This is a genomic window from Cohnella candidum (assembly GCF_003713065.1).
GTDB lineage: Bacteria > Bacillota > Bacilli > Paenibacillales > Paenibacillaceae > Cohnella > Cohnella candidum.
On the sequence record NZ_CP033433.1, the window covers coordinates 4,584,262 to 4,609,038 of the forward strand.

A 24,777-nucleotide genomic window follows, 5' to 3' on the forward strand; every position below is an offset into this window, starting at 1 on the left:
TTTTTTTGTTTTCCGCTCTAATGCTTTTCCCTCCGAATGTCGATAAACAGGATAGAGTGTCGGTATGTGAGGAAACTCAGCCACGCCCAACAACTTACATGCTGAGGTGTACGATGAAAAATACCACGATAATCGGTTTGTTTCTCGGATTGTTCTCCCTCATCGTCGGGATGATTCTCAAGAAAGCGCCGCTGATCAGTCTGGTCACGAACCCGGCCGCTTTTGTCATAATCATTGTCGGAACGATCGCTTCGATCTGCATGGCGTTTCCGTTCAGCGACCTGAAAAAAGTGCCGAAGCTGTTCAAGATCGTGTTCGTAGAGCCGAAGCTCGTGGCGCGCGAACAGCTCATTTCCATGTTCATGGACTGGGCGACGATCACCCGCCGCGAAGGGCTGCTCGCCCTGGAAGCGAGAGTCGAGGAGATCGAGGACGATTTCCTGAAGGTCGGCATGCGGATGATCATCGACGGCAACGACCAGGACCTTGTTCGCGACGTTCTGCTCGAGGACGTCTCCGCGACCGAAGACCGCCACCGTTCCGGCGCGCAGATTTTCTCCCAGGCGGGCATGTACGCGCCGACCCTCGGGGTTCTCGGGGCCGTCGTCGGTCTGATCGCCGCCCTGCAGAATTTGAATAACATGGAGGCGCTGGCCCACGCGGTCGCGGCGGCCTTCATCGCGACGCTGCTCGGTATCTTCACCGGTTACGTGCTGTGGCATCCGATTTCCAATAAGCTCAAGCGGATCTCCAAGAAAGAGATCGACCTGAAGCTCATGATGGTCGAAGGCCTTCTCTCCATCCAGTCCGGCGTTTCCACGATCGCCATCCAGCAGAAGCTGATGGTGTTCCTGACGCCTACGGAACGGGTCGCGTTCAACCAGAAGGAGGAGGCCGGCGGTGAGCAAAAAGCATCGGCATGAGCATCACGAGGAGCACGCGGACGAATCGTGGCTCCTCCCGTATTCCGACTTGATGACGCTGCTTCTCGCTTTGTTCATCGTGCTTTACGCGGTCAGCTCGGTTAATACCTCGAAGCTCGAGCAACTGAGCAAAGCATTCAAATCCGCTTTCAGCGACGGCTTGAGCATTTTCGAAGCTTCAACGATCGTGCAGACGGGCGACGTCCAAAGCCCGAAAGACGGAATCAAGCACTTGAGCCCGGAAGGCAAGTCCAAAGCCCAGCTTCAGCAGGAAGAGCAGCAGAACCTCGAGAAGCTGCAGCAGCAGCTGCAACAGTACATCAAGAAGAACGGGCTATCTTCCCAGCTCGATACCCAGCTGAACCAATCGGAACTGCTGATCACGATCCGGGACAACGCGCTGTTCGAACCGGCCAGCGCCGCCGTCAAGCCGGAGGCTCGCAAGCTCGCGGTCGCGATCGGCCAGATGCTGCAGCAGTATAACGATTATGAAGTCATGGTCACCGGGCATACGGACAACCTGCCGATCAACACGGTGGAGTTCCCCTCCAACTGGGAGCTCAGCTCCAAACGGGCGATCAACTTCATGAAGATCCTGCTGGAGAACAAAGCGTTCGATCCGAGACGTTTCGGTTCCATCGGCTACGGCGAGTACCGCCCGGTCGAAAGCAACAACACGGACGCGGGCCGGGCCAAAAACCGCCGCGTCGAAGTCTCCATCCTGCGGAAATATTCGGACGCATCGACCGATAAGTCGGCTGCGGATTCGGGTGCCGCGAACTCGCAGTAAGAAGCAATGGCAAAGCCGGAATCGCCTTGGCGGGCGATCCCGGCTTTATTTGTTTGTGCGTGGGGGTTGGGGCGGGGCTGTAGGGCCGCGAAGCTATAGTTCGATTTTGCACAACTGCAGAGGAGGAGCTTCGGAAAATGCGGCTATAGTTCGATTTTGCCCAACTGCAGAGGTGGAGCTTCGGAAAATGCGGCTGTAGTTCGATTTTGCCTGCTTAGAGAGCGGTTTTGCATATGGGGCTCGAATAGGGCCCGTTTAGTTGTGTTTTTTCGAACTGCAGACGACACGAACCTCCGGTGTGCGTATCTAAGTGTGTTTTTCCGAACTGCAGCCGCCACTCGAGTCAGTCCCGGTGTGAACTCCTGCAAAAGTGCAGGTATTTTTGACGAATCTCGTTCATTCAAAGCGAATGGGTGCGATTATGCAGGTTTTTCGAGTCATGGCGGTGCGTATTGGGGAGGTAACGAGAAAATACCTGCATATTTGCATGAATCGTTTCTCGGCCTGGCATTGGCTTAATAATAGATGCACTTTTGCATCTATTTACCCGCGTGGCCGCAAATAGCGGTATGCGACTCCCGCCCCGGCGACGAACAGCAGGCTCGTGACGCCGAGCGTCCGAACCCAGGCGTCCGCGAATAGGGCGTTGGCATCCAGCAGGACGCCGCAGAATGCCACGCCCATGGTAGCGCCGAGCTGGCGGAACGCGTTCAGCGCCCCGGAAGCGATGCCCGCGGTGCCCTGTGGAGCGGCGGCGATGACGGAGGACATCAGTGCGGGAAGCACGAGGGCGAGTCCGCAGCCGATCATGCACAGCGCGGGAATCGTGACCGCGTATCCCGCATTCGCCGGCGTGAACGTGAGGATCGCCAGTCCCGCCGCGGCGATCAGAAATCCGGCACCGATGGAACGCCCCGCCCCGAAACGTTTCACGATGCTGCCCATGTACATCGGAACGATGGCCATCGGCAGCGTCATGGCGAGGAAGTCCAACCCCGTAAGACGGGCGGAATGCCCGAGCTCATTTTGAAAGTAGAGGGTCAACAAGAAGAGGGCCGCGGAGAAACCGAAGTTGACCAGGAAACCCGCGGCCATCCCGCCCGATACCACCGAACTGCGGAAAAGGGAGAAAGGGAGCATCGGAGAAGCGCTTCTCCGCTCGATCCGCGCGAATAGCAGGAGCAGCGCGGCGCCTCCTGCAAGCATCGCAAATGTAGGGGTCGAGCTCCAGCCCCACTGCGCTCCTTCCATGATTCCGCACGTGATCGCCGCGACCGCGAGGATGCTCGTTAGCTGCCCGGCAAGATCGAAGCCGCTGCCCGAACCGCGGCGAGCGGGATCCAGCCGGTTTCGGCTCACCAGCACGAAGGCGGCGATCGCGACCGGCACGTTGACCAGAAAGATGCTCGGCCAGCCGAAAGCATCCACAAGAAAGCCGCCGAGCACGGGCCCCGCCGCCAACGCAAGTCCGGATACGGCCGCCGAGATGCCGAGCGCACGCGCTCGCTGCTGCGGGTCGGTGAAGGTTTGGGCGATGATCGTCAGCGCCGCCGGCAGGATCGCGGCACCTCCGATGCCGAGTATGGCCCGCAGCGCGATGAGCATGCCCAGCGAGGAAGCGGCGGCGGACAAGACGGACGCAAGCGCGAAAGCGGTCAATCCGGCGAGGAACACGCGCTTGGCGCCGTAGCGGTCGGAGAGCGAGCCCATGCCGAGCAGCAGGCTGGCATAGACCATCGTGTAGGCGTTGGCGACCCAAGTCAGCCCGTGAAGGCCTCCGCCGAGATTCAGGCGGATGGCGGGAAGCGCGACGGTGACGATGGTCGTGTCGAGCAGCACGATGAAATACCCGAGCGCGAGGCCGGTGAGCAGCAGCGAGCTTCTTGCGCGGGTCAGGGGAGCGGGTGTTGAGACAACCGCTTGATTCATGAGGAACAACTCCTTTACCGAATCGTAGACTTTATGCGAAACTTTTCTGTAGTGTATATTCTGAGAGAACAAGGTTCGAGAGAGCGGTTTATCCTAGGAGCGCCGCTCCTATCTATAGATGCGGGAGGTTCAAACCGATGGCCGTCGAACACAACCGGGCGAAGCAGCTCGGCCAATTCCTTCAAACCCGCCGTGCCCGTTTGACGCCGGAACAAGCCGGACTCGAGCCGGGCGGACGCCGCCGAACGCCGGGGCTTCGCCGTTCCGAGGTCGCTTACTTGGCGGGCGTCAGCGTCGATTGGTATACGTGGCTGGAGCAAGGCAGGGAGATCAACGTGTCCGCCCAGGTGCTGGAGAGCGTGTCGCGCGCGCTGCGGTTGGACGACAACGAGAGAAGGCATCTCTATATACTCGCGACCGGGTATGAGCCGACGGAGGGCCGCGAACCGCAGCTAGAGGTAAGCCCCCTGCTCCAAAGCTTGCTGGACCGGCAAGGGGAGTGTCCGGCTTTCGTATCGAACTCGCGTTGGGATATCGTAGCGTGGAATCGCGCGGCGTGCGCCGTGCTCGGCGATTACGACCGCATGTCGGACCGGGAGAGGAACTCGCTATGGCGTTTGTTCACGTCCGACGATACGAAAGCCATGTTCCGCGATGGCTGGGAGAAGAGTGCCCGGCGAAGGCTCGCGCAGTTCCGCGCCAACTACGGCCGCTACGTGGGGGACCCTTGGTGGAGCGGCATGATCGAGGAACTGAAAGCCGTCAGCCCGGAATTCAGGGAGTGGTGGCCGCAGCACGAAGTGCTCGACGCGCCGGAGGGGTATAAGACGATCTACCATCCGGAGGTTGGAGCGCTCCATTTTGACCATCTTTCCTTCTCCGTCATCGACTCCACCGATCTGCAGCTTACGGTGAATCTCCCTCTGGATCAGGCAACGGCGGATCAATTAAAAAAGCTTCTGAAAACGTATTGACCTTAACGTTACGTAAAGGTGTATCGTGAAATCGTCGGGAGGAGATCACATGGAATACACCGTGCAGAAGCTGGGCCGCCTCGCGGGGATCAGCACCAGAACGCTCCGTTTTTACGACGAGATCGGCATCCTGAAGCCGGCCAGGACCAACTCGTCGGGGTATCGGATTTACGGGCAAACGGAGGTCGATCGGCTGCAGCAAATCCTGTTTTATAGGGAGCTCGGAGTCGACCTGAACCGCATCAAGCAAATCGTGACCGATCCCGCCTTTAACGGTGCCGAAGCGCTTCGGGAGCATCGTGAGCAACTCCTCGACAAGAGAAGGCAATTGGATTTGCTGATCGAGAACGTGGATAAAACGATTGCCGCATCCGAAGGGAGAATGGATATGAGCGATGAAGAGAAGTTCGAAGGGTTCAAACGGAACCTGATCGAGGAGAACGAGAAGAAGTACGGCCAGGAAATTCGCGAAAAATACGGCGAAGAGGCCGTCGAGAAGTCCAACCGGAAAGTGCAGAACATGACGAAAGAGCAGCATGAGGAAGTGACGCGCCTGTCAGAGGAACTATCCTCGGTGCTGGCGGAAGCTTTCCGGACGGGCAACCCCGCCGGGGAGCTGGCCCAGAAAGCGGCCGACCTGCATAAGCGGTGGCTGAGCTTCTACTGGAGCGATTACAGCAAGGAAGCCCACGCGAACCTCGCCCAAATGTACGTGGACGACGAGCGCTTCAAAGCGCACTACGACGAGAAACAGCCGGGAACGGCGGAGTTTCTGCGAGACGCGATCCACTTTTATACGGGTATCAATTCGCAAGGATAAGAGAAAGGCCGGACACCCCGTTTACGCAGGGTTCCGGCCTTTCTTTCGCCTTTCGCGTCCTTAGTCAATGTCGATCTCAAGCACGACAGGGCAATGATCGCTGCCGAGCACGTGCGAGTCAATCCGCGCGTCGGTGATCTTCGGCTTCAGCCTGTCCGACGCGAGAAAATAATCGATCCGCCAGCCGACGTTGCGTTCCCGCACCTTCGGCATGTTGGACCACCAGCTGAAAGCGTCCTTGCGGTCGGGATAGAGATAACGGAAGGTGTCCACGAAGCCGGCGTCGAGCAGACGGTTCATTTTGTCCCGTTCTTCGTCCGTAAAGCCGGAGTTTCCCCGGTTGGCCTTCGCGTTTTTGATATCGATCTCCTGATGCGCCACGTTCAAGTCCCCGCACACGATGACCGGCTTGCGGCCGTCCAGTTGGACGAGATAGTCGCGGAACCGGTCCTCCCACTCCAGCCGGTATTCCAGCCGGGAAAGGTCGCGTTTGGCATTCGGCGTGTATACGGTCACGAGGAAAAAAGAATCGAACTCCAGTGTGAGGATGCGGCCTTCCGGCTCAAAATCCTCCTCGATGCCGTAACGGACGGAGAGCGGCCTCAGTTTCGTGAAGACGGCCGTTCCCGAATAGCCTTTCTTTTCGGCGTAGTTCCAATATTGGCCGTACGCTTCTCCGTGGTCCAAGCAGATCTGGCCTTCTTGGAGCTTCGTCTCCTGCACGCAGAACAGATCGGCGTCCATTTCCTCAAAATAATCGTTGAATCCTTTGTTGACGCAGGCCCGCAGGCCGTTCACGTTCCAAGAAACGAGCTTCATTGCCGGTTTATCCCCTTTTTCGCAATCCTTCTATGAACAAACGGCGGATCCCCGCCAGGTACATGTCTTTGTCGTAGCCGAGCGATTCGCGGTGGTGCAAATATTGCTCGGGAGAGAGGGCGGCGAGCAGGAAATTCGCGGTTAGAGTGACGTCGAGTTCGCCCGTTTCTCCCTGCCTGACGGCGTCGTTCAGCAGATCCTGAAAAATGCCTTGCAGGCGCTGGGTGATCGGACGTTTATGGGGCAGGAAGGTTTTCTTGCCGGCGTACAGGCAATTGATGGTGGACAGAAACACGACGTTATCGTCGATGTAATGGATGAGCCGTCCGATCGCGTCGTCCAATCGTTCCAAGGCGGAAGCCGCGGATGCGGAGGGAGCGTGCCAGCTCTCCAATTCTTGCAGAAAATGTTCCACGCTCTCGCGGAGCATGTCGGAATAGATTTCGCCGGCGTGCTCGTAACGGCGGTACAGCGTGCCTTGGCCGATTCCGGCTTCTTGCGCGATTTGATACATGTTGACCGAGTCGATGCCGTTCCGGTCGACCAGAGCCCGGGCGGCCTCGAGAATGCGGCGGCGGTATTCCGCGTCGCGTTGGTCCTTGGCGTCCGTTTCTTCATGCGGCATGGCAGGTTCGGCTCCTTTCCCGGTGAAGTTTACCAAAAGTTCATTTGACTTGCGGACAATTGTCCGTTATATTCTGTGTGCGGACAATTGTCCGCCATACAAATATAACACAATCGACGCTCATGTGCCCGTCACCTGAGAAAAAACATCAGGATCGCCGGCTCCATGCAGACGTTGAGAGTGGGAGGAGTGGAAGAAACATGGCGAAAGCGGCATTAAATGGGGAAGCCTCAGCTGAATTCCGGCTGTCCAGCATACTGGTTCCCCTGATCGCCATCATCGCGGGCTGTTTCATGGTCATTCTCGATACGACGGCCATGAACGTGGCGTTATCGCAGCTGGTGACGGATTTCCATACCCAGCTCCCTACCCTGGAGTGGACGGTGACCGGCTACATGCTGGCGACCGCCGCCGTCATCCCGCTGGCCGGCTGGCTGTCAGACCGGTTCGGCGCGAAAAACGTCTTTCTCACTTCGGTCATCCTGTTCACGGTCGGTTCCGCTCTCTGCGCGACGCCGAACAGCGCGGAATGGCTGATCGTTTTCCGTATCATCCAAGGCCTCGGCGGCGGTTTCGTTATGCCTGTCGCGATGGCTTACGTTTACCGGCTGAGCCCGCCGAACAAAATCGGCGCCGTCATGGGCTTGCTCGGCGTGCCGATCCTGTTCGCGCCGGCGATCGGGCCGATCGTGTCCGGGTGGCTCGTCGAGTACCATTCGTGGCGCTGGATTTTCCTGATCAACATTCCGGTGGGCATTTTCAGCGTGCTGTTCGGTCTGTGGAGCCTGCCGAAGATCGCCCGGCAGAAGGTCGCCGGCTTTGACCTGCCAGGCATGATCCTTGGACCGATCGCTTTCGCCGCCTTGTCGTTCGGGGTGAGCGAAGGAGCGCACAGTTGGACCTCGGATAAAACGCTGGCCGGCCTCATCGTCGGCGGAATCGCGCTGATCGCCTTCATTTTCGTGGAACTGCGCGCCAAAACGCCTCTGCTGGAGCTTCGGGTGTTCAAGTCCGCGGATTTCTCGCTGGCCATCGTGGCGCAGTGGATCGTCCAATTCTCCATGTTCGGCGCGATCTTCCTCATGCCGCAGTTCCTGCAGCAGGCACGAGGCTTCGGAGCGCTGGACACCGGGTTGACGCTGTTCCCGCAGGCGCTCGCGTCGGCGTGCCTGATGCCGATCGGGGGCTTCCTGTTCGACCGGATCGGCGTACGCTGGCTCGTCGTCATCGGCCTCAGCCTCGTGTCGGGCGCGATCTATCAGTACACTTTCCTCGATCTGACGACGGAAGGGAAGGACCTGCTGCTCCCGCTTATCATGGCCGGTGCCGGCATGGGGCTTATGATGATGCCGCTCAACTCGCATCTGATGACCAAGGCGCCACGCGAACTCGTCAGCCGCGTCACCTCGCTGACGGGCGCGTTGCAACAGGTCATCAGCTCGCTCGCGGTAGCGACGGTCGTGACGGTCCTCACGACGCACATGAAGACGCTGGCGGCCGCGGATCCGGCCATGGCGGCAGCCGGAGGGGACCAAACCGCGACGGCGAAAGCGATGATCGCCTTGGCACCCAAGGCGTTCGACTACACGTTCGGCGTCATGCTTTCCGTCGCGGTGTTCGGCATCCTGCTCGGCTTCGTACTCCGCCGCGGCAAGAAGCCCTCGGACGGCGAAGCACAGGCCGCGAAGGCCGAGGTTTCGGTCGAAGCGCTGCATATGGGATAAGTTTGGGTGGCCGGGTTCCCTTCAGGGGACCCGGCTTTTTCGTGTTGCCCGATCGCAACCACGCCATCCGCTGCCTTAAGTAAACGACGTTTACTAAACCCAGCCGGCCCCCCGCCAATCGTCACGTTAAGTAAATCACGATTACTTAAACCAAGCCGCAGCCCCGCAATCCGTAACACTAAGTAAACCACGACAACTTAAACCCCGCCCGAAGAGTCGCCTCTGCCGTCATAAGTAAACCACGTTTACTTAAACCCGCACGTCCCCACCATCCGAATAACTAGCACCGTCCGTCGCCACCATGCGATTGAGCGTCCGCTCTAAGACGGCGAGACCGTCTTAGGGAGCAGGAATTACGGCAGTTGGCCTCCGTAAGACGGAGAAATCGTCTTAGGGAGTGGAAATCACAGCAGATGGCCCCCGTAAGAAGGCGAAAACGTCTTAGAGTGCAGAACTCGCGAATGGGGACTGTTACAATGACCGATTGAAAAATCGCCTATTTTGGCTTAAGGTGGTAATAAATAGAGATGAAGAACGACAAGTACGGGAACAAAGCGAGGAGGTAGTCGCACATGGAGTGGAACTACTATGACACGTTCATAACGGTAGCCCCGGATTGTCCGGCCGAGTACGGCATTGCGCCTCCGGATAAGAAAAGCGGGAAAACGAAGCCCGGCATCGAATTCGAGCTCGTTGCCGAGCAGCCGTACGTTTACACGCAAGAAGAGCTGCTTTTCGAGGTGCACGCCCGGCATAAGGGAATTCCGGAGGAGGAATTCGCCGAGCATAAGGAAGAATTCTACAAGAAGCCGACGGCGTGCATGCGCGCGTCGATGCTGCCGAAAAAGTACGGCTGGGGCATCCACTTCAACGCCGAAGGCAAGCTGGCGCTCATCCCGAGGGAATCCCCCGAGTATCAACGGTTCCTGGCCGGCGAAGTCGAAAACGTCAAAATCGTGCCTGCCATGCGCAACAGCCGCAAATAAAAGAAGGGAGCTCCCGCCCGGGAAGCTCCCTTCTCTTTACCGTTTCGCCACTTTCGCGGCCTCCGCCTCGAAAAACTCCCGCAGCTCCGCAGCTTTCCTCGCATCCGACAAATCCACTTTTCCGTCCAAATAATGCTCCACGACCTTCTCCCATTGGGGCGCGGTCTTCTGGGAGAGCATCGCCCGCACGGCGTTTTTAACCATTCTGCGCTCTTTAGAGTTGGAGAACATGTCCTTGTATTGCTGCTTCCGATCCCAGTCCAGATTGCCGAAAACGCGCCGGAACACTTCCGCCGTCATCCGCGCATCGTCCAGCGCCCGGTGGGCCGAGCCTTCCGCCTCGATCCCCAAATCCGCCACCGCAGCCTCGACGCTGACGTCGTTGGTGACGTTTTTGTAGCGCAAAAATCCTTTGAGCAAATCATAGTAGTAAACGGACATCCAGTAGGCGTCATCCAGCTTGTGCATGCGCGTGTCGAACACGATGCGCTTCAAATCCTCGCCGCCCCATGTGACGAGCATGAAAGAATCGCTGCGGTTCAGCCACGCCTGGAAAGCCCCGATCACCTTCGGAAACCCGTCCGCGCCGTCGATTTCCTCTTGGGCGATCCCGGTTTTCTTTTTGATGAAGCTGTTCAGCTTGGAGAAGTAGACCGGCTTGACCATCGACGAGAACACGTCCGTGGTCTCCAGCGCCTCGTTCAGCCGCACGGCTCCGATCTCGATGACCTCCATGGGCAGGTCGCTCGCGAATTTGCGGCCGTTGAATTCGATATCGAGTATGATGTAGTCCAAAATTCCAACCTCCGATAAAATTTCCCTCTTTTACTATATCACCACGAAGCCGGACAAAGCACCTAAACGAGAAGGCAGGGAACCGCCTGTCGGTCCCTGCCCCTCCCCAAAACCATCAATTCTGCAGCATCGGCTTCAAATCCGAAACCATCTTGTCCATCGTCTGCGCTTGTTCTCCATACATCTTCTTGGCGTCGGCGTTGCGGGTCGTGAGGGCGAACAGCTCGAGGTCGGCCTGGATTTTCTTCAAGGTCGAGAGCAGCAGCGCCTTGGCTTGAGGCAGCGGGACCGTGAGCTTGTCGTCGAACAAGTCCACGTACAGCTGTTGATAAGCGTCGACTTGCGCCAGAAATACGTTCTCCACCGTCACGCCGACTTTCTCGAGCTCCGTTTTCAGCCAGCCTTGGTTCAGGCCGATCGTGGCGAGCGGCTCGTGCATGATTTTGCCGTCGATGATGACGGTTTGCGGCTCAACTTCGTTGACGGTCTTGATGTTCATGTCGCTCGGCGTCAGCGGCTGCTTATCCTTTTTGAGGAGCACGCTTAGTTCGCCGCTGGACTCCATGACGGCGAATTCGACGTCGGCGGTTCGGAACACGTTTTTGCCCCGCAGCTGCTCGAGCAGTTCGTCCGCGGTCAAACGTTCCTTTTTCAGGCTGTCCTCGAGCACTTTGCCTTCCTTGATCAAGACGGTGCCTTTGCCCTCCAGCCATTGGCGGAGGATTTTGCTTTTCAGCGTCAGCATTTCGAGACCGAACGGGACGATAAACCAGACGGACATCGCGAGAATGCCGAGGATATAATGCCTCTCCATGTCCGTGGAGATGAAACCGGCCAATTCGCCCAGCGTAATCCCCGTGACGTACTCGAAGAACGTCAGCTGCGAAATCTGTTTCTTCCCCAAAATGCGCGTGAAAATGAACAGGGAGACAAGCGCGCCGAGAGAACGAAGCAAAATTTCGATCCATTGCGGCATGTGCGCTTACCCCCTTTCCCCGGAACCGGAACTGGAGCCGGACGCCGCGGCGCCTTCCGGCGCTTCGATCGCCACCGCATGGGCGATACACGGAATCGATTCGCCCTGCTGGAAGGACAACGGGGACAGCAGCGCGCCCGTCGCGACCACGAGGACACGCTTGAGCTCCCCTGAGCGGATCTTCTTCATGATATGACCGTACGTGACAACGGCCGAGCAGGCGCACCCGCTGCCGCCGGCCTGAACCATCTGCTTCTTGTAGTCGTAAATCATCATGCCGCAATCCTTATAACGAGCGAGGTCGATCGGGAGCTTGTGTTTCTCGATCAAGTCGCAGGCGATCTCATACCCGACCTTGGCAAGGTCGCCCGTCACGATGAGATCGTAATGGTCCGGCGAGATGCCCAGGTCGCGAAAATGCGCCGTCATCGTATCGACGGCTGCCGGAGCCATGGCGGCGCCCATGTTGAACGGGTCCTTGATGCCCATGTCGACGATGCGGCCAATGGTCGCCGCGGCAACGACCGGGCCCGACCCCGAACGCGACACGACGGCCGTGCCCGCGCCCGTCACCGTGTACTGCGCGGTCGGCGGCTTCTGGGAGCCGTACTCCGTCGGGTAGCGGAACTGCTTCTCCGCGGTGGAGTTGTGGCTGCAGGTGCCCGCGAGCGCGTAATTCGCCCCCTCGGAGTTGACGATGTAGGAGGCGAGCGCAAGGCTCTCCATCGACGTCGAGCACGCGCCGAATACGCCGAGGTACGGGATCGCCAGCGAACGGGCGGCGAAGCTGCTGCTCGTGATCTGGTTCAGCAGGTCGCCGCCGACGTAGAACTGGATTTCCTCCTTGGTCACGCCGGCACGTTCGATCGCGATTTTGGCGGCTTCCTCCAGCAGGGTTCTCTCCGCTTTCTCCCAGCTGGCTTGCTCGAGCATGGAATCGCCGTGGATGATGTCGAAGTCGTCGGCCAGCGGCCCCCTGCCTTCGAAGGGCCCGACGACCGCCGCCGTGGACGCGATGACGGGTTTCCGTTCGAAAACCCAGCTTTGGTGCCCCTTCAGCATCCCGGCCTCACCCTCCTTTCAAGATCAGCCGGATCAGAGCGACGAAGAATGCGGCCGCGGTGCCGAAGACGATGACGGGGCCGGCCATTTTGAACATATTCCCGCCGACGCCCAGCACGATCCCTTCGCTCCGGTGCTCGATCGCCGCGGAAGCCATCGAATTCGCGAATCCGGTCACGGGCACGGCTGAGCCTGCGCCTGCCCACTGGCCGATTTTATCGTAAACGCCGAAGCTGGTCAGCAGGACGGAGATCAGAATAAGGATCGCGACGGTCGGATTGGACGCCTGCTTCTCGTCGAAGCCGCCCCAGCGGATCATCGCCTGCTGGATCCCTTGCCCGAGCGTGCAGATGACGCCGCCGACGAGGAACGCCCGCACCGTATTCAGAAGGACCGGCCGCTTGGGCTCCCTTCTTTTGGCGACTTTCTGATACTCCTGCTGCACCGGCGTCAGCTTTTTCAATTTCTTGTTGGCCATGTGTTGACCCCCTCGTCTGCCCATTTGATTACAAGGATGCGTTGGGATCGCATGTTTTAGGGATGGAAAATGTCTCCTGAGTAATCGGCCGCGCCGGGGGCATCCTATCGTTCGGCAATTCATTAAACTCAAAAGGGTGATCGATTCGTGACTGTAGCAACTCAAGTTAAAACGTGCGTAGCGTCGCTGAAAAGTGCCCAAGCCAGCCTGGAGTCGTTCGCCCTGAGCACGCAGAACCAAGAAGCGAAGCAGATGTTCACCGATGCGGCCACCCAAACCGGCCAAATCCTGCAGCAAGTCGAAGCGCGCGTCACTCAGCTGGAGAACGAAGAACCCCAATATAAAGGCTTCTAATCAAAAGCCGACTCCATGAAGAAGCGCCGCGCGAGCGGGGCTTCTTTCCGGTTGCGGAGGGATGAAAATGCAGAGAAAACGCGCAAGCCGATTAACGGCGGCTGCCCTTGCGTTGGCGCTGGCAGTCCTGGCCTCGTCAGCCTTGAAAGCCGATGCTGCGCCCAGGCACGACCGTACTTACTATGAGTCCAGAGGAGACGTCGTATGGGAAGTGCCGGGGAACGAGAAGGTCCTGGCCCTCACGTTCGACGACGGTCCCGATCCCCAAAACACTCCCGCGATCCTGGATTTGCTGAAGCAATACCATGCGAGAGCGACCTTCTTCACGATCGGGCGTAAGGTCCGCGAAAATCCCGAGCTTGCCAAACGCCAGGTTTCGGAAGGTCACGAACTGGCTAACCACACCTATACGCATCGTTTTCTCGGTCCTTCCAGCACGCAGGAGAGGATCCGGGAAGAAGTCTCGAAAACGCAGAAAATCATCTTCGAAACGACGGGACAGACGTCGCGTTTGTTCCGTCCTCCGGGAGGCGTATTCACCGACGTGGTGCTCGCGGAAGTGAAAAAGGAGCGCCTGCAGACGGTCATGTGGTCCTGGCATCAGGACACGAAGGACTGGGCGCGACCCGGCGTCGGGCGAATCGTCCGCAAGGTGCTGCGCAACGCCCGGAACGGCGATATCGTCCTGCTCCACGACTACGTGAACGGCTCTACGCAGACGGTGGACGCGCTGAAAATCATTTTGCCGGAGCTGCAAAAACTGGGCTATCGTTTCGTCACCGTCTCCGAGTTGATGGGGCACAGCAAAGCCGTTTGGTAGCCGCGGGCCGGCTCCTCGTCCAAATGGCATACAAATACGGCAAAATAACCGCTTTCGAACGGGAGGGGTCGTAAGCCTATAATGGATATGACCTCGTATTGCGCGTCAAAGAGAAAATGAAGGTGGTGCAGGTACAATGACGAAACCTCAAGTCGGCATTCAACTGTATTCGGTTCGCGACCTGAGCGAAAAGGACTTCCTCGGCACGATCCGCCAAATCGCGGATATCGGCTACAAGAACGTGGAGCTGGCCGGTTATTACGGCGTATCCGCGAAGGATCTGAAAGCGGCGTTGTCCGACGCCGGGCTGAACGCGCCTTCCGCGCACGTCGGCCTGACGATGGACCAACCGGACCAGTGGAAGGACAACCTGAAAGCTTCCGTGGAATACTACTCCGAGCTGGGCATCAAGCGCTTCGTCGTGCCGTGGTACCCGCTGGGCCAGAATGCGACCGCCGAAGCGGTGGACAAAATGGCCGCAGTGCTGGAAGAAGCGTCCGACATCGTGACGGCTTCGGGCATGACTTTCGGCTACCATAACCATGATTTTGAGTTCAAGCCGATCTCCGGCAGCAGCGAACTCGTGATCGACCGCGTTTTCGATCGGGTTCCGGCCGGCAAGCTGTTCGCGGAATTCGACCTCGGCTGGGTGAAGGTCGCGGGCCAGGATCCGGCGGCTTACGTGGCCAAGTATGCGGGACGACTGCCGCTTGTCCATGCGAAGGATTTCAAAGACGACGGCGTGGACACGGAAATCGGCCGCGGCTCCGTCGATTGGGACTCCGCGCTGGCGGCTTGCGAAAAAGCCGGCGTCGAGTACGTCATTATCGAGCAAGAGCGGTACGAAGTCGGTTCGCTCGAAAGCGCGAAGCTGAACTTCGCGTGGTTCCGCGAACGCGGATGGATCTAAAATTATAAAAATAAGCGCGTGAAGCACACCGCACCGCCCCGGAGGGGGAGGCTGCGGTGTTTTCGCGTTTTCGGGGAGGTTTCGGCGTCGTGGAAGAGCAATATCTCAGGTGGCTGGACAAACAGGCCAAGAACCGCACGGGCGAAGCGCTGCGGAGATTGAAGGTAGGCCATGGCCGAAATGAAAAGTTGTTCGCACAGAACATCTGGTGGCCGGCGATCGGCAATTTCGATTATCTTCATGCGGAATACGAAGTGGCGAATTTCCGGGACGGATCGTATTATCTGGATCATGCCTATGTGAGGCCGCCGTATCTGATTGATTGGGAAGTCGATGATTTTAGCTCGCATGCGAAAAACGTGAGCAGACGGAGCTTCGACTACGAACGTGACAGACAGAACCAATTGGTGGCGGATGGATGGAAGGTGATTCGGTTTACGCTTGATGCGATCACGGAACGCCCTCGGCAATGCCAGCAGTTCATTCTGCAAATGCTCGGTAAGCTGTATGGCAACGGCTTGATGGAACCGTACTTGTTAACGCTGGAGCAGCGGGAAATCATGCGCGTGGCTTCCGTGCTTCGCCGTCCCTTTACGCCAACCGAGATCTGCGTACCGCTAGGCGTTCATGCCCAGTATGCGCGCAAACTGCTGCACGAGTTGGTGGAGAAGGAGCTGCTCGTTCCCGCGTCGGGCTCCGCCCGCGTTCGGACTTACGTCCTCGGTCCGAAAGCGAACCGTTGGAGGTAACAACAAAGCAAAATAACGTTATGACAAAACGTTATTTGCTCGGTGAAGCCCGGCGGGGTCTGCGATAAGACGCTGCGGTAACGCTATTGCTCCCCAGGTTGGCGCTCCGACGGCATTTTCGACAAATTAACGGTTTCGCATCAGCTTATTTTCGAGAATGGGTGCGTATGGGCGGTAATAAGGTGTTCCCAACGTCTTAAATCTGGAAAAGAGAAGGCTGGGGGCATCCACGAGAGGTATCGGCGAGGAGAGATCGCCGTGACTTTTCGCTCATATTCCGAATTTCGCATCGAAACCGTAAGCGTCTTCATGGTAGTATCGAGGGTGAAAACTAGCAAAGCAAAGCGAAGTCCAACAGTCATCCGATCGGAGGGAACGTCCCCTGCTTCGTCGATTACCGATCAAATTCAATGACATGAAGCTCCGCAACAAAATGGTGCTGTCCAACTTCCTGTTCTTCCTCCTTCCGTTCATGCTCATCGGTTTCTTCGTCGTCGACCAATACCGGCAATCCGCGATCGACAAGGCGACCGAGCAAACGAAAAGCACGATCGAGCGCGTGAAGATGCGCACGGATGAAACGCTTGGCGTCGTCATCGCGGCATCGAGCCGGCTGATGCTGGACAACGATCTCGAGACGATCGTCACGACGCGGTACCAGAACACGATCGACGTCGTGGACGCCTACCGGGAATACGAGAAATTCCGGTCGTATTACACCGACTTCAACCCGGAGATTTCGCGGATCAAGCTTTACGTGGATAATCCGACGCTCCTCAACAACTGGGAGTTCCTGCCGATCGAGAAGGATACGGAGACCAGCTTCTGGTACCAGGCTGCCCGGAAGCAGAGCGGTCTGATCGGGTGGTACTATTTCCCTGACGTGACGCGCAACGCGAACAGCATGCTGAGTTTGGTCCGGAGCGTTTATTTCGCGGAAAGCCGGACGTTCGGCGTGCAGGTGATGGACGTGAACACGAACCTGCTGAACTCCATGCTGCGGCAGGAGGATACCGAGACCGTCCTGGCGGACGGGAACGGCGTCATTGTGGCTTCCAACCGCGACAGCATGATCGGCCGCAAAATCCAGGATACCCATCTGGGGCCGGATGCGGTCGATCTGAAGCCGGGTACTTACGACCTCGACGTCGATGGGCACAAATCGAAGGTGTTCGTGGACGAGTTCACGCCCGACAAAAGCTTCTCCGGCTTGCGCATCATGACCGTATCCCCGATCGAGAGCATCGTGAGAGAGGCTAACCGGATCAACCGGACGGGACTTCTGGTCATCAGCGTGGCGGCGGTTCTGGCCTTGATATTGATCTATTTCATCTGTACCCTGCTGACCAAACGGCTCCTGAACTTCAGCCGGCAGATCAACCGGGTGTCCATGGGCAACTTCAACGTGGCGCTGGCGTTGGACGGCAACGACGAGATCGGGCAGATCACGCGGCAGTTCAACCAGATGGTCGCGAACATCCGCGATCTGATGGAGGAAGTGACGAAGTCGCACGAGCAGACCAACGAGCTCGAACGCAAGCAGAGCGAAATCAAGCTGAAAATGCTCGCGAGCCAGATCAACCCCCATTTCTTGTACAACGCCCTGGAATCGATCCGGATGAAGGCGCATTTGAAGGGCGAGAAGGAGATTTCCCAGGCGGTGAAGATGCTGGGCAAGCTCATGCGCAAGAACCTGGAGATCAAGGGGCAGGAAATCAGCCTGAGAGACGAGATCGAGATCGTCCGTTGTTATCTGGAAATCCAGAAGTTCCGGCATGACGACCGGATCGATTACGACATCGACGTCGAGCCCGGCGCGGAGCGGGTCACGCTGCTGCCGCTGCTGATACAGCCGCTCGTGGAAAATTCGGTCATCCACGGCCTCGAGAGGCATTTCGACGGCGGGAAGGTGGCCGTCCGGGCGCGGCTGGAGGACGGCGGATTGACGGTTACGGTGGAGGACAACGGCATCGGCTTCTCCCCGGAGAAGCTGGAGGCGGTCCGCCAATCGCTGGCGGAGCAGGAGGCCGAGCGGATCGGCTTGAACAATATCCAGCAGCGGCTGCGGCTTACTTACGGAAGCCGGTCGGAGCTGCGGATCGAGAGCAGCCAACAGGGGACCCGCGTCTCGTTCCGGATCCCGCTGACGGAGGGAATCGCGCATGTATAGAGTGCTGATCGTGGATGACGAGCCGCTGATCCGCGAAGGGTTGAAGACGATCGTCGATTGGGAGGAGTCCGGATTCGAGGTCGTGGGTACCGCGACCGACGCCATGGACGCGCTGCAGAAGCTTCCGTCGTGCAAGCCGGATCTGATCATCATCGATATTCGAATGCCCGGCATGGACGGCATCCAGCTCATGCGGACGATTCAGGGCCAATACCGGCCGAGTCCCCGATTCCTCGTCTTGAGCGGACACGCGGATTTCGATTACGCCCGGGCCGCTTTGCAGATGAGGGCGGACGGGTACTTGCTGAAGCCCGTTGACGAGGATGAGCTGATCGACCATCTGGTTCGGCTGAAACGGCTGATGGACGAAGAAGACCTGGCGGACCGGCAGATCGTCGGCAAGCGGATCGAGCAGCTGTTGGCCGGGGAAGAGAGAGATATCGAGGCTTTCGATCTGACCGGATGGGATCGCCCGGCGTACGAGGTCCTTCTCGTGAAGCTGCAGAACCGCACGGAAATCGAAGCTTCGACCGTCGCCCACATCAAGTCGAGGTTGATGGAGACGTTCGACGCGTCCGGCTCCGGAACCGTGTTCTCGATGGATCCGTACTTGGGCATCCTCCTTGGCGGAACCGGAACTCCGGCGGAAGAAGGACGCGCACATCAGGCGGCCTATGAGGGCATCGCGGCCGCATGCCGGGAATATGGCGTCGATTTTACCGCGGTATCGGGCGGCGCGGTCCGCGATCCTCGCGAGATGGGAAGCTCTTACCGCCGTGCTCTGGAGCTCATGGCGCATCGGTTCGTCTACGAGGGCGGGCGGATCCATGACCGGGAGCCGCAGACGGATCGGGAAAGCGGATTCGACCGGGCGGTGACGGAAGAGAAAATCTACTTGGCGCTCGATCTGGGGAACGCGGAAGGCGTCGAGGCGCTCATCCGAGAAGCCGGAACGGCGATGCTGTCGTCGGGCATGTCCGAAACGTACATCAAGACGGCGTTCGTGCAGATGATGACGAACGTGATCGGGAAGCTGGCGCAAAGCAACCCGGAATTCCGCGAGAAAAGCGAGACTTTTTCTACCGAATTGTTCGATGCCTACGCCGAGTACCGATATTACGCGCTGCTCGACCGGCTGTGCTCGCTGGGCGCCGCGATGGCCGGGAAGCTCAACGCGTACGGGACGGACAAGCAGATCCGCAAGCTGCTCGACCTGATCCACCGCAACTACCACGAGAACCTGAAGCTGGAGACGCTGGCCGAAGTGTTCAATTACAACAGCTCCTATCTCGGCAAGCTGCTAAAGAACGCCACAGGGGAATCGTTCAATACGTACCTGGACAAAGTGCGCATCGGGAAGGCGAAGGAATTCCTCGACCAAGGCATGAAAGTGTATCAGGTCGCGGAGAAGGTCGGCTACTCCAACGTGGACTATTTTCATAGCAAATTCCGCAAGTACGTCGGGACCTCCCCATCCGCGTACCGCAAACAATCTGACGGCGACCTGTAAACAGGCGCCGTTTTTCATATCGCGCCGTTTCCGGAAATCCTGTGCGGATTTTTATATGATTTTGTGCCGAATCCTCCGGGTAGAGTCTCCGGGGCGATTTCTTTATCATGAAAGTATCACGCAAGGCACGCAGCCTGACGCGCAGCATGAAGGAGGAGTCGAATGAAAGCGGTATCAGCCGTCGCCGCCGCGAATACGGCAGCCCCGGGTACAGCGAGACCGAAGAAGAGCAGCTTCTGGAAGGTCGCGCTCCGGAATCGTTATCTGTACGCGATGTCCCTGCCATTCGTCATCTGGGTGTTCGTGTTCAGCTACTATCCGCTGTGGGGCTGGCTGATCGCGTTCCAGAGATGGAAGCCGGGCAAGTCGATCTGGGAACAGAAATGGGTCGGTTTCGACCAGTTCAAAACGCTGTTCCACGACGATCTGTTCTACCAAGTCATGCGCAACACCCTCGCCATGAGCTTGATGGGTTTGGTCGCCGTTTTCACGGTTCCGATTCTGTTCGCCGTCATGCTCAACGAATTCAAAAGCATGTTTTTCAAAAGGGCCGTCCAGACGATCTCATACTTGCCCCATTTCGTCTCGTGGGCGGTCGCGACCAGCATTATCACCAGGATGCTGTCGAGCGACAACGGCGTCGTGAACGACGTGCTCATGGCGCTCGGGTTGATCCGAGAACCGGTTCAGTGGATGGGACAAGGCCATCTGTTCTGGGGCATCGTCACCGTATCCGACGTGTGGAAGGAGACAGGCTGGAACGCGATCATTTACCTGGCCGCGATGGCGGGCATCGGTCCCGAGCTGTACGAAGCGGCCAAGGTGGACGGCGCGAGCCGCCTGCGCCAGATCTGGCACATTACGCTGCCGGGCATTCGATCCACGATCATCGTGCTCCTGATCCTGTCGATCGGCCACTTGATCAGCATCGGTTTCGAAAAACAATTCCTGCTCGGCAACAACCTGGTCCGGGATTACTCCCAAGTGCTGGATCTGTATTCGCTGCAATACGGTCTGCAAATGAGCCGCTATTCGTTCGGCACGGCCATCAACATTTTCAACTCCGTCGTCAGCGTGATCCTGCTGTTCGCCGCCAACGGACTGTTCAAGCGGATCACCAAAGAAAGCATCATGTAAGGAGGGAGCCGCCATGGCCGCCAAACGAATGACGAGAGGGGCTCCCCTGTCCGACCGCGTGCTCGACGCCGTCATCGTGATCGTGATGTTGTTCGTCGTGATCGTGACGCTGTACCCGTTCCTGAACGTGCTCGCGCTCTCGTTCAACGATTCGACGGACAGCGTCAGGGGAGGCATCACGATCATCCCCCGGGAGTTCACGCTGAAAAACTACAGCATCATTTTCTCGTTTAGCGGGCTCGTCACCGGTTTCAAGATTTCGGTGCTCCGAACCGTCGTCGGCACGATCCTGGGCCTGATCAGCGCTTCGATGCTCGCCTATACGCTGGCCCGCCCGGATTTCCAGGGACGCAAATTCGTCTCCACGTATTTGGCGATCACGATGTACGTGTCCGCGGGCCTCATCCCGTTCTATCTGCTGATCAAGGACCTGCACATGATGAACACGTTCGCGGTTTACGTACTTCCCGGCCTCGTCAGCGCGTTTAACGTATTCATCATCCGGTCGTTCATCGACGGAATCCCTTATGCGCTGCAGGAATCGGCCAAGATCGACGGCGCCAACGATTTCACGATCTATTGGCGGGTCGTCCTGCCGATGTCGACGCCAGCGCTTGCGACGATCGCGTTGTTCCTGGCGGTCGGACAGTGGAACGCCTGGTTCGATACGTTCCTTTACAACGGTTCCAGCGATAACCTGACGACCTTGCAGTACGAGCTGACGAAGGTACTGCTCAGTACGACCTCAGGCAACAACGGGGATTACCGCAACACGAACATCACGCAGGTACTGGCTACGGTTTCGCCGGAGTCCGTCAAAATGGCGATCACGATCGTCGTCACCGTGCCGATTCTGCTCGTCTATCCGTTCTTGCAGCGGTATTTCGTCAAAGGCATGACGCTTGGCGCCGTTAAAGGTTAAGGCCCATAAGCCGCGCCGAGCAACCGTCACTTCCGGTATCGACAGGGACGACCTGTTCATACGCATAAACGCTTGATTCACGCATTCCTATTCAGGAGGGGTATCTGAAGATGGCAAAACAAAGAAAATGGCCTGTCTTGCTCATGAGCACCGCGCTGATCGCCGGTTTGCTTGCGGGCTGCTCCGGCAAGGGCAACAACGGTGCCGGTACGAGCGGCAACGCCGCATCCGGTTCCGCAAGCCCTTCGGCATCGGCATCCGCGCCGGCCGAGGATTTGAAACCGCTCAAGCTGACGTATTACAGCGAGGACCCGAACCCGAACTGGGCGAACATGCAGGACGAGACGGGCAAAGTCATTACCGAGAAAACCGGCATCACGCTCGACGCGGAATTCGCCGTCGGCGACGCCGTGCAGAAGTCGGCCCTGATCGCGACCAGCGGCAAATACCCCGACCTTATCAGCGCAAAGAACAGCATCAGCAAATTCGTCGACGCCGGCGCCGTCATCGACTTGACCGACTTGATCGACAAATACGGACCCCACCTCAAAAAAGTATACGGGGACCAGATGAAACGCCTGCGCTACAGCAATGACGATCCTTCCATTTACGTTCTGCCCAGCTATGCGGGCGTAGGCCAGACTTATTTCGAAGCCGGCGGCGGATTCGAGCTGCAACACCGCGTCGCGAAAGAGCTCGGCTATCCGAAAATCCGTACGGTGCAGGATTTCGAGAACGCGATCAAGCAATACTTGGCCAAACACCCAACCGACGAGAAAGGGAACAAGAACATCGGCCTGACGCTGAACGCGGACGACTGGCACATGTATATCTCCGTTACGAACCCGGCTTTCCTGACGACCGGCGGCGCGGATGACGGCGAATTCAACATCGACGTCGAGACGCAGAAAGTAACGTACCACTTTCTTCGTCCGGAGGAAAAGGAATACTTCCGCTGGCTGAACCATATGAACGCGGAAGGGCTGCTGGACAAAGAAAGCTTCGTGCAGAAGTACGACCAGTACAAGGCGAAAGTCGCTTCCGGCCGCGTGCTCGGCTTGATCGACCAGCTGTGGGATTACGCGGACGGCGAGAAAGCGCTGAAAGCGGAAGGCAAGTTCGACCAAGCTTACGGCCATTATCCGGTTACGTTAAACGAGAACTTCAAAGATACTTCTTTCTGGCCGACGGGCTTCATGGCGGGCAACGGCGTCTCGATTTCCAAGACGAATCCGGATCCGGTCCGCACGATCAAGTTCCTCGATTGGCTCGCTTCCGACGAAGGCCAAGTGCTGATCAACTGGGGCATCGAAGGCAAGCACTACACCGTCGAGAACGGCAAACGCGTCATGATCAAAGAAGTCAACGACCGCCGCATCAACGACGGCACCAATTTCCAGAAGGAAACGGGCATCGGCAACTATACGCTGCTCTCCGCTCACTACGGAGACGGCGTGAAGGATCCGACGGGCAACTATTACACGCTGAAATTCCCGGAACAGCTGGTGAACGATTACAGCGACGTGGAGAAAGAAGTGCTGAAGAATTACGGCGCGACGATCTGGAAAGACCTGTTCCCCAAAGAAGAAGAATTCAAAATCAAACTGTGGGGAGCGGCGTGGAACATCCCGGTCCCGTCCGACAGCGATTCGACGGTCATCGAGGAGAAACTGAAGAACATCACCTGGAAGATGATCCCGAAGGCGATTCTCGCCAAGCCGGAAGAGTTCGATGCCTTGTGGGACGATTATGTCGCCCAGTTGGAGAAAGCGGACGTGCACAAAGCGGAGCAGCTTCGCGAACAGCTCGTCAAAGACCGAGTTAAGCTGTGGAACGAATAAAACGGCATAACCGATTCAAGCGGAACCCGGCCCGGCCCATGCGGCCGGGTTCTTTTCTTGTCAGCCCCGCGTAAGGTATGATGGATTAGAAAATGTTGGGAGCAAGAGGGGAGTGCCTTGGTTATGGCAGAGATTCGGCAGTTAAAGGCAGACGAATTCGAGGAACGGATGAAACTGTCGCAGTTCGCGTTCCAATTCCAAATTCCTGCGGACCAGATGGAAGTACGCAGGGCCGCGTTCCACCCGGAATGGGACTACGGCTTGTTCTCGGACGACGGCAGGCTGCTGTCCGCGCTGCTGCTGATTCCGTTCGAAGCCTGGGTGCAGGGACGTAAATTCAAGATGGGAGGCGTGGCCGGCGTCGCTTCCTGGCCGGATGCGCGGCGGCAGGGCGGAGTCGCCGGCCTGCTCTCGCATGCGTTCGAGACGATGAAGCGGGAGGGGCAAAGCCTCAGCATGCTGCATCCGTTCTCGTTCCCCTTCTACCGGAAGTTCGGCTACGAATTCACGATCGAGCGCAAGAACTACACGCTCGAGACCAAGTATCTGCCCGCGCGGAAGGAAACGCCCGGCACTGTACGTATCGTGGACAAGGATTTCGCGCTTCTCGCTCCGGTGTACGAAGCCTACGCTTCGCGTTACGACGGGACGTTGTCCCGCGACGGAGAGTGGTGGAAGAACCGGGTGATGAACAAGCCCGGTCTTGCGGCGGTCTATTACGACGAGAACGGGAAGCCGCAGGGTTATGTGTTGTACGAGGTGGCGGATAAGGTGCTCAAGGTGCACGACTGGGCGGAACTGACGGAGGACGCGCGGATCGGCCTGTGGAGCTACATAGGGAACCATGATTCCATGATTCGGGAGCTGAAGATCACCGTCCCGGCGGACGACGGCCTGCCGTTCCTCGTGCCGGATCCCCGGTTCAAGCAGGAGATCGAGCCCTACTTCATGTCGCGGATCGTGGATGCGCCGGGTTTCGTCGCGCAGTATCCGTTCAAGCCTTCAAGCGGCGGCGCTGCGGATGAGGTGGTTCTTCGCATCGAAGACGCCCAAGCTCCGTGGAATGCGGGCACTTTCAGGCTATGTGTGGATTCGGAAGGAATCGGATCTCTTGAGCGGGTTGCGGATGACGGGGTAAGGCGGGACGGAGACGGAGTCACGGCCATCGACATCGCGGCGTTGACGGCGATGCTCGTGGGAGGACGCAGGCCCGGGTTCCTTCAACGCGCCGGCAGGCTGCAAGCGCCGGAGGCGGCGCTGGCCGCGCTTGAGCGTCGAGTGCCGTGGCAAACTCCGTACTTGGCGGACTTTTTCTGAGGGGATGATTGGGTAAGTTTCACAGCCGTTCCTCTTATTCGAATGGTTGTCAACCGGAACCCCCTTATGATAGAATGAAAATACTGTTTTTCTAGATACGGCGTTGCCGTTTATGTCGATTCGAGTCAGCGTGTTTCGGCACTTGG

General features: G+C 58.1%; 23 protein-coding genes. 16 read left to right on the forward strand and 7 right to left on the reverse strand.

Annotated features, from left to right (window positions below; genetic code table 11):
• Positions 1 to 113 precede the first annotated feature (113 nt).
• Entirely contained in the window at positions 114 to 923 is an 810-nt protein-coding gene (motA, locus tag EAV92_RS21220) for a flagellar motor stator protein MotA (protein ID WP_123042928.1), read from the forward strand.
• The gene (locus EAV92_RS21225) at positions 901 to 1,713 is read left to right on the forward strand and encodes a flagellar motor protein MotB (protein ID WP_123042929.1); all 813 of its coding nucleotides are present in this window, start codon (positions 901 to 903) and stop codon (positions 1,711 to 1,713) included. The genes motA and EAV92_RS21225 overlap by 23 nt, the downstream gene beginning before the upstream one ends.
• A 543-nt stretch (positions 1,714 to 2,256) precedes the next feature.
• Here EAV92_RS21225 and EAV92_RS21230 read toward each other — a convergent pair.
• Positions 2,257 to 3,642, reverse strand: a complete 1,386-nt coding sequence (locus EAV92_RS21230) for an MFS transporter (protein WP_123042930.1) — start codon at positions 3,640 to 3,642, stop codon at positions 2,257 to 2,259.
• Positions 3,643 to 3,779: 137 nt separating this feature from the next.
• On the opposite strand from EAV92_RS21230, the gene EAV92_RS21235 reads away from it, so the two are divergent.
• Both EAV92_RS21235 and EAV92_RS21240 read left to right on the forward strand, forming a co-directional pair.
• Positions 3,780 to 4,616, forward strand: a complete 837-nt coding sequence (locus EAV92_RS21235) for a helix-turn-helix transcriptional regulator (protein ID WP_123042931.1) — start codon at positions 3,780 to 3,782, stop codon at positions 4,614 to 4,616.
• Positions 4,617 to 4,665: 49 nt separating this feature from the next.
• A complete protein-coding gene (locus tag EAV92_RS21240) occupies positions 4,666 to 5,436 on the forward strand; it encodes a MerR family transcriptional regulator (protein WP_123042932.1) in 771 nt (256 codons plus the stop codon).
• Between the two features lie 60 nt (positions 5,437 to 5,496).
• Here EAV92_RS21240 and EAV92_RS21245 read toward each other — a convergent pair whose 3' ends face one another.
• Entirely contained in the window at positions 5,497 to 6,255 is a 759-nt protein-coding gene (locus EAV92_RS21245) for an exodeoxyribonuclease III (protein WP_123042933.1), read from the reverse strand.
• Positions 6,256 to 6,262: 7 nt separating this feature from the next.
• Positions 6,263 to 6,880 (reverse strand): TetR/AcrR family transcriptional regulator, encoded by a 618-nt coding sequence (locus tag EAV92_RS21250; protein WP_123042934.1) that lies wholly within the window; start codon positions 6,878 to 6,880, stop codon positions 6,263 to 6,265.
• 200 nt (positions 6,881 to 7,080) lie between these two features.
• Here EAV92_RS21250 and EAV92_RS21255 point away from each other — a divergent pair, with 200 nt between their 5' ends.
• Positions 7,081 to 8,604 carry a DHA2 family efflux MFS transporter permease subunit gene (locus EAV92_RS21255; protein WP_123042935.1) on the forward strand — a complete coding sequence of 508 codons (1,524 nt, stop codon included), beginning with the start codon at positions 7,081 to 7,083 and terminating at the stop codon, positions 8,602 to 8,604.
• A 572-nt stretch (positions 8,605 to 9,176) separates the two neighbouring features.
• Entirely contained in the window at positions 9,177 to 9,590 is a 414-nt protein-coding gene (locus EAV92_RS21260; RefSeq protein ID WP_123042936.1) for a DUF6157 family protein, read from the forward strand.
• A gap of 36 nt (positions 9,591 to 9,626) precedes the next feature.
• Here the strand turns inward: EAV92_RS21260 and EAV92_RS21265 are convergent, their stop codons facing one another.
• From EAV92_RS21265 to spoVAC, 4 genes are all read right to left on the reverse strand, one after another.
• Positions 9,627 to 10,385, reverse strand: coding sequence for a 3'-5' exonuclease (locus EAV92_RS21265; protein ID WP_123042937.1), 759 nt, complete (start codon positions 10,383 to 10,385; stop codon positions 9,627 to 9,629).
• A 115-nt stretch (positions 10,386 to 10,500) separates the two neighbouring features.
• Entirely contained in the window at positions 10,501 to 11,361 is an 861-nt protein-coding gene (locus tag EAV92_RS21270) for a DUF421 domain-containing protein (RefSeq protein ID WP_123042938.1), read from the reverse strand.
• Positions 11,362 to 11,367: 6 nt separating this feature from the next.
• On the reverse strand, positions 11,368 to 12,423 hold the full coding sequence (gene spoVAD, locus EAV92_RS21275; protein ID WP_123042939.1) for a stage V sporulation protein AD: 1,056 nt from the start codon (positions 12,421 to 12,423) through the stop codon (positions 11,368 to 11,370).
• 7 nt (positions 12,424 to 12,430) lie between these two features.
• Complete coding sequence (gene spoVAC, locus EAV92_RS21280; protein ID WP_123042940.1) at positions 12,431 to 12,901, reverse strand: stage V sporulation protein AC; 471 nt, start codon at positions 12,899 to 12,901, stop codon at positions 12,431 to 12,433.
• A 147-nt stretch (positions 12,902 to 13,048) separates the two neighbouring features.
• Here spoVAC and EAV92_RS21285 point away from each other — a divergent pair, with 147 nt between their 5' ends.
• The 10 genes from EAV92_RS21285 (at position 13,049) to EAV92_RS21330 (ending at position 24,631) form a co-directional block, all read left to right on the forward strand.
• Entirely contained in the window at positions 13,049 to 13,255 is a 207-nt protein-coding gene (locus EAV92_RS21285; protein WP_123042941.1) for a DUF1657 domain-containing protein, read from the forward strand.
• Between the two features lie 67 nt (positions 13,256 to 13,322).
• Entirely contained in the window at positions 13,323 to 14,075 is a 753-nt protein-coding gene (locus EAV92_RS21290) for a polysaccharide deacetylase family protein (protein ID WP_123042942.1), read from the forward strand.
• 136 nt (positions 14,076 to 14,211) lie between these two features.
• On the forward strand, positions 14,212 to 14,985 hold the full coding sequence (locus tag EAV92_RS21295; protein WP_123042943.1) for a sugar phosphate isomerase/epimerase family protein: 774 nt from the start codon (positions 14,212 to 14,214) through the stop codon (positions 14,983 to 14,985).
• Positions 14,986 to 15,041: 56 nt separating this feature from the next.
• Positions 15,042 to 15,734 carry a DNA-binding response regulator gene (locus tag EAV92_RS21300; RefSeq protein ID WP_123042944.1) on the forward strand — a complete coding sequence of 231 codons (693 nt, stop codon included), beginning with the start codon at positions 15,042 to 15,044 and terminating at the stop codon, positions 15,732 to 15,734.
• 415 nt (positions 15,735 to 16,149) lie between these two features.
• Complete coding sequence (locus EAV92_RS21305; protein ID WP_123042945.1) at positions 16,150 to 17,904, forward strand: cache domain-containing sensor histidine kinase; 1,755 nt, start codon at positions 16,150 to 16,152, stop codon at positions 17,902 to 17,904.
• Complete coding sequence (locus EAV92_RS21310; protein ID WP_123042946.1) at positions 17,897 to 19,414, forward strand: response regulator transcription factor; 1,518 nt, start codon at positions 17,897 to 17,899, stop codon at positions 19,412 to 19,414. The genes EAV92_RS21305 and EAV92_RS21310 overlap by 8 nt, the downstream gene beginning before the upstream one ends.
• Before the next feature lie 162 nt (positions 19,415 to 19,576).
• Positions 19,577 to 20,551 carry an ABC transporter permease gene (locus tag EAV92_RS21315; RefSeq protein ID WP_123042947.1) on the forward strand — a complete coding sequence of 325 codons (975 nt, stop codon included), beginning with the start codon at positions 19,577 to 19,579 and terminating at the stop codon, positions 20,549 to 20,551.
• A gap of 13 nt (positions 20,552 to 20,564) precedes the next feature.
• On the forward strand, positions 20,565 to 21,473 hold the full coding sequence (locus EAV92_RS21320; protein WP_123042948.1) for a carbohydrate ABC transporter permease: 909 nt from the start codon (positions 20,565 to 20,567) through the stop codon (positions 21,471 to 21,473).
• 110 nt (positions 21,474 to 21,583) lie between these two features.
• Positions 21,584 to 23,314: an ABC transporter substrate-binding protein gene (locus EAV92_RS21325; RefSeq protein WP_123042949.1), complete on the forward strand. Its 1,731-nt coding sequence runs from the start codon at positions 21,584 to 21,586 to the stop codon at positions 23,312 to 23,314.
• A 123-nt stretch (positions 23,315 to 23,437) separates the two neighbouring features.
• The gene (locus tag EAV92_RS21330) at positions 23,438 to 24,631 is read left to right on the forward strand and encodes a GNAT family N-acetyltransferase (RefSeq protein ID WP_123042950.1); all 1,194 of its coding nucleotides are present in this window, start codon (positions 23,438 to 23,440) and stop codon (positions 24,629 to 24,631) included.
• The last annotated feature ends 146 nt before the right edge of the window (positions 24,632 to 24,777 follow it).

Bases quoted from the DNA above. Each gene is read 5' to 3' on its own strand.
- motA (WP_123042928.1), top strand. From the start codon at position 114: ATGAAAAATACCACGATAATCGGTTTGTTTCTCGGATTGTTCTCCCTC.
- EAV92_RS21230 (WP_123042930.1), bottom strand. From the start codon at position 3,642: ATGAATCAAGCGGTTGTCTCAACACCCGCTCCCCTGACCCGCGCAAGA.
- EAV92_RS21235 (WP_123042931.1), top strand. From the start codon at position 3,780: ATGGCCGTCGAACACAACCGGGCGAAGCAGCTCGGCCAATTCCTTCAA.
- EAV92_RS21240 (WP_123042932.1), top strand. From the start codon at position 4,666: ATGGAATACACCGTGCAGAAGCTGGGCCGCCTCGCGGGGATCAGCACC.
- EAV92_RS21245 (WP_123042933.1), bottom strand. From the start codon at position 6,255: ATGAAGCTCGTTTCTTGGAACGTGAACGGCCTGCGGGCCTGCGTCAAC.
- EAV92_RS21250 (WP_123042934.1), bottom strand. From the start codon at position 6,880: ATGCCGCATGAAGAAACGGACGCCAAGGACCAACGCGACGCGGAATAC.
- EAV92_RS21255 (WP_123042935.1), top strand. From the start codon at position 7,081: ATGGCGAAAGCGGCATTAAATGGGGAAGCCTCAGCTGAATTCCGGCTG.
- EAV92_RS21260 (WP_123042936.1), top strand. From the start codon at position 9,177: ATGGAGTGGAACTACTATGACACGTTCATAACGGTAGCCCCGGATTGT.
- EAV92_RS21270 (WP_123042938.1), bottom strand. From the start codon at position 11,361: ATGCCGCAATGGATCGAAATTTTGCTTCGTTCTCTCGGCGCGCTTGTC.
- spoVAD (WP_123042939.1), bottom strand. From the start codon at position 12,423: ATGCTGAAGGGGCACCAAAGCTGGGTTTTCGAACGGAAACCCGTCATC.
- spoVAC (WP_123042940.1), bottom strand. From the start codon at position 12,901: ATGGCCAACAAGAAATTGAAAAAGCTGACGCCGGTGCAGCAGGAGTAT.
- EAV92_RS21290 (WP_123042942.1), top strand. From the start codon at position 13,323: ATGCAGAGAAAACGCGCAAGCCGATTAACGGCGGCTGCCCTTGCGTTG.
- EAV92_RS21295 (WP_123042943.1), top strand. From the start codon at position 14,212: ATGACGAAACCTCAAGTCGGCATTCAACTGTATTCGGTTCGCGACCTG.
- EAV92_RS21305 (WP_123042945.1), top strand. From the start codon at position 16,150: ATGAAGCTCCGCAACAAAATGGTGCTGTCCAACTTCCTGTTCTTCCTC.
- EAV92_RS21310 (WP_123042946.1), top strand. From the start codon at position 17,897: ATGTATAGAGTGCTGATCGTGGATGACGAGCCGCTGATCCGCGAAGGG.
- EAV92_RS21315 (WP_123042947.1), top strand. From the start codon at position 19,577: ATGAAAGCGGTATCAGCCGTCGCCGCCGCGAATACGGCAGCCCCGGGT.
- EAV92_RS21320 (WP_123042948.1), top strand. From the start codon at position 20,565: ATGGCCGCCAAACGAATGACGAGAGGGGCTCCCCTGTCCGACCGCGTG.
- EAV92_RS21325 (WP_123042949.1), top strand. From the start codon at position 21,584: ATGGCAAAACAAAGAAAATGGCCTGTCTTGCTCATGAGCACCGCGCTG.
- EAV92_RS21330 (WP_123042950.1), top strand. From the start codon at position 23,438: ATGGCAGAGATTCGGCAGTTAAAGGCAGACGAATTCGAGGAACGGATG.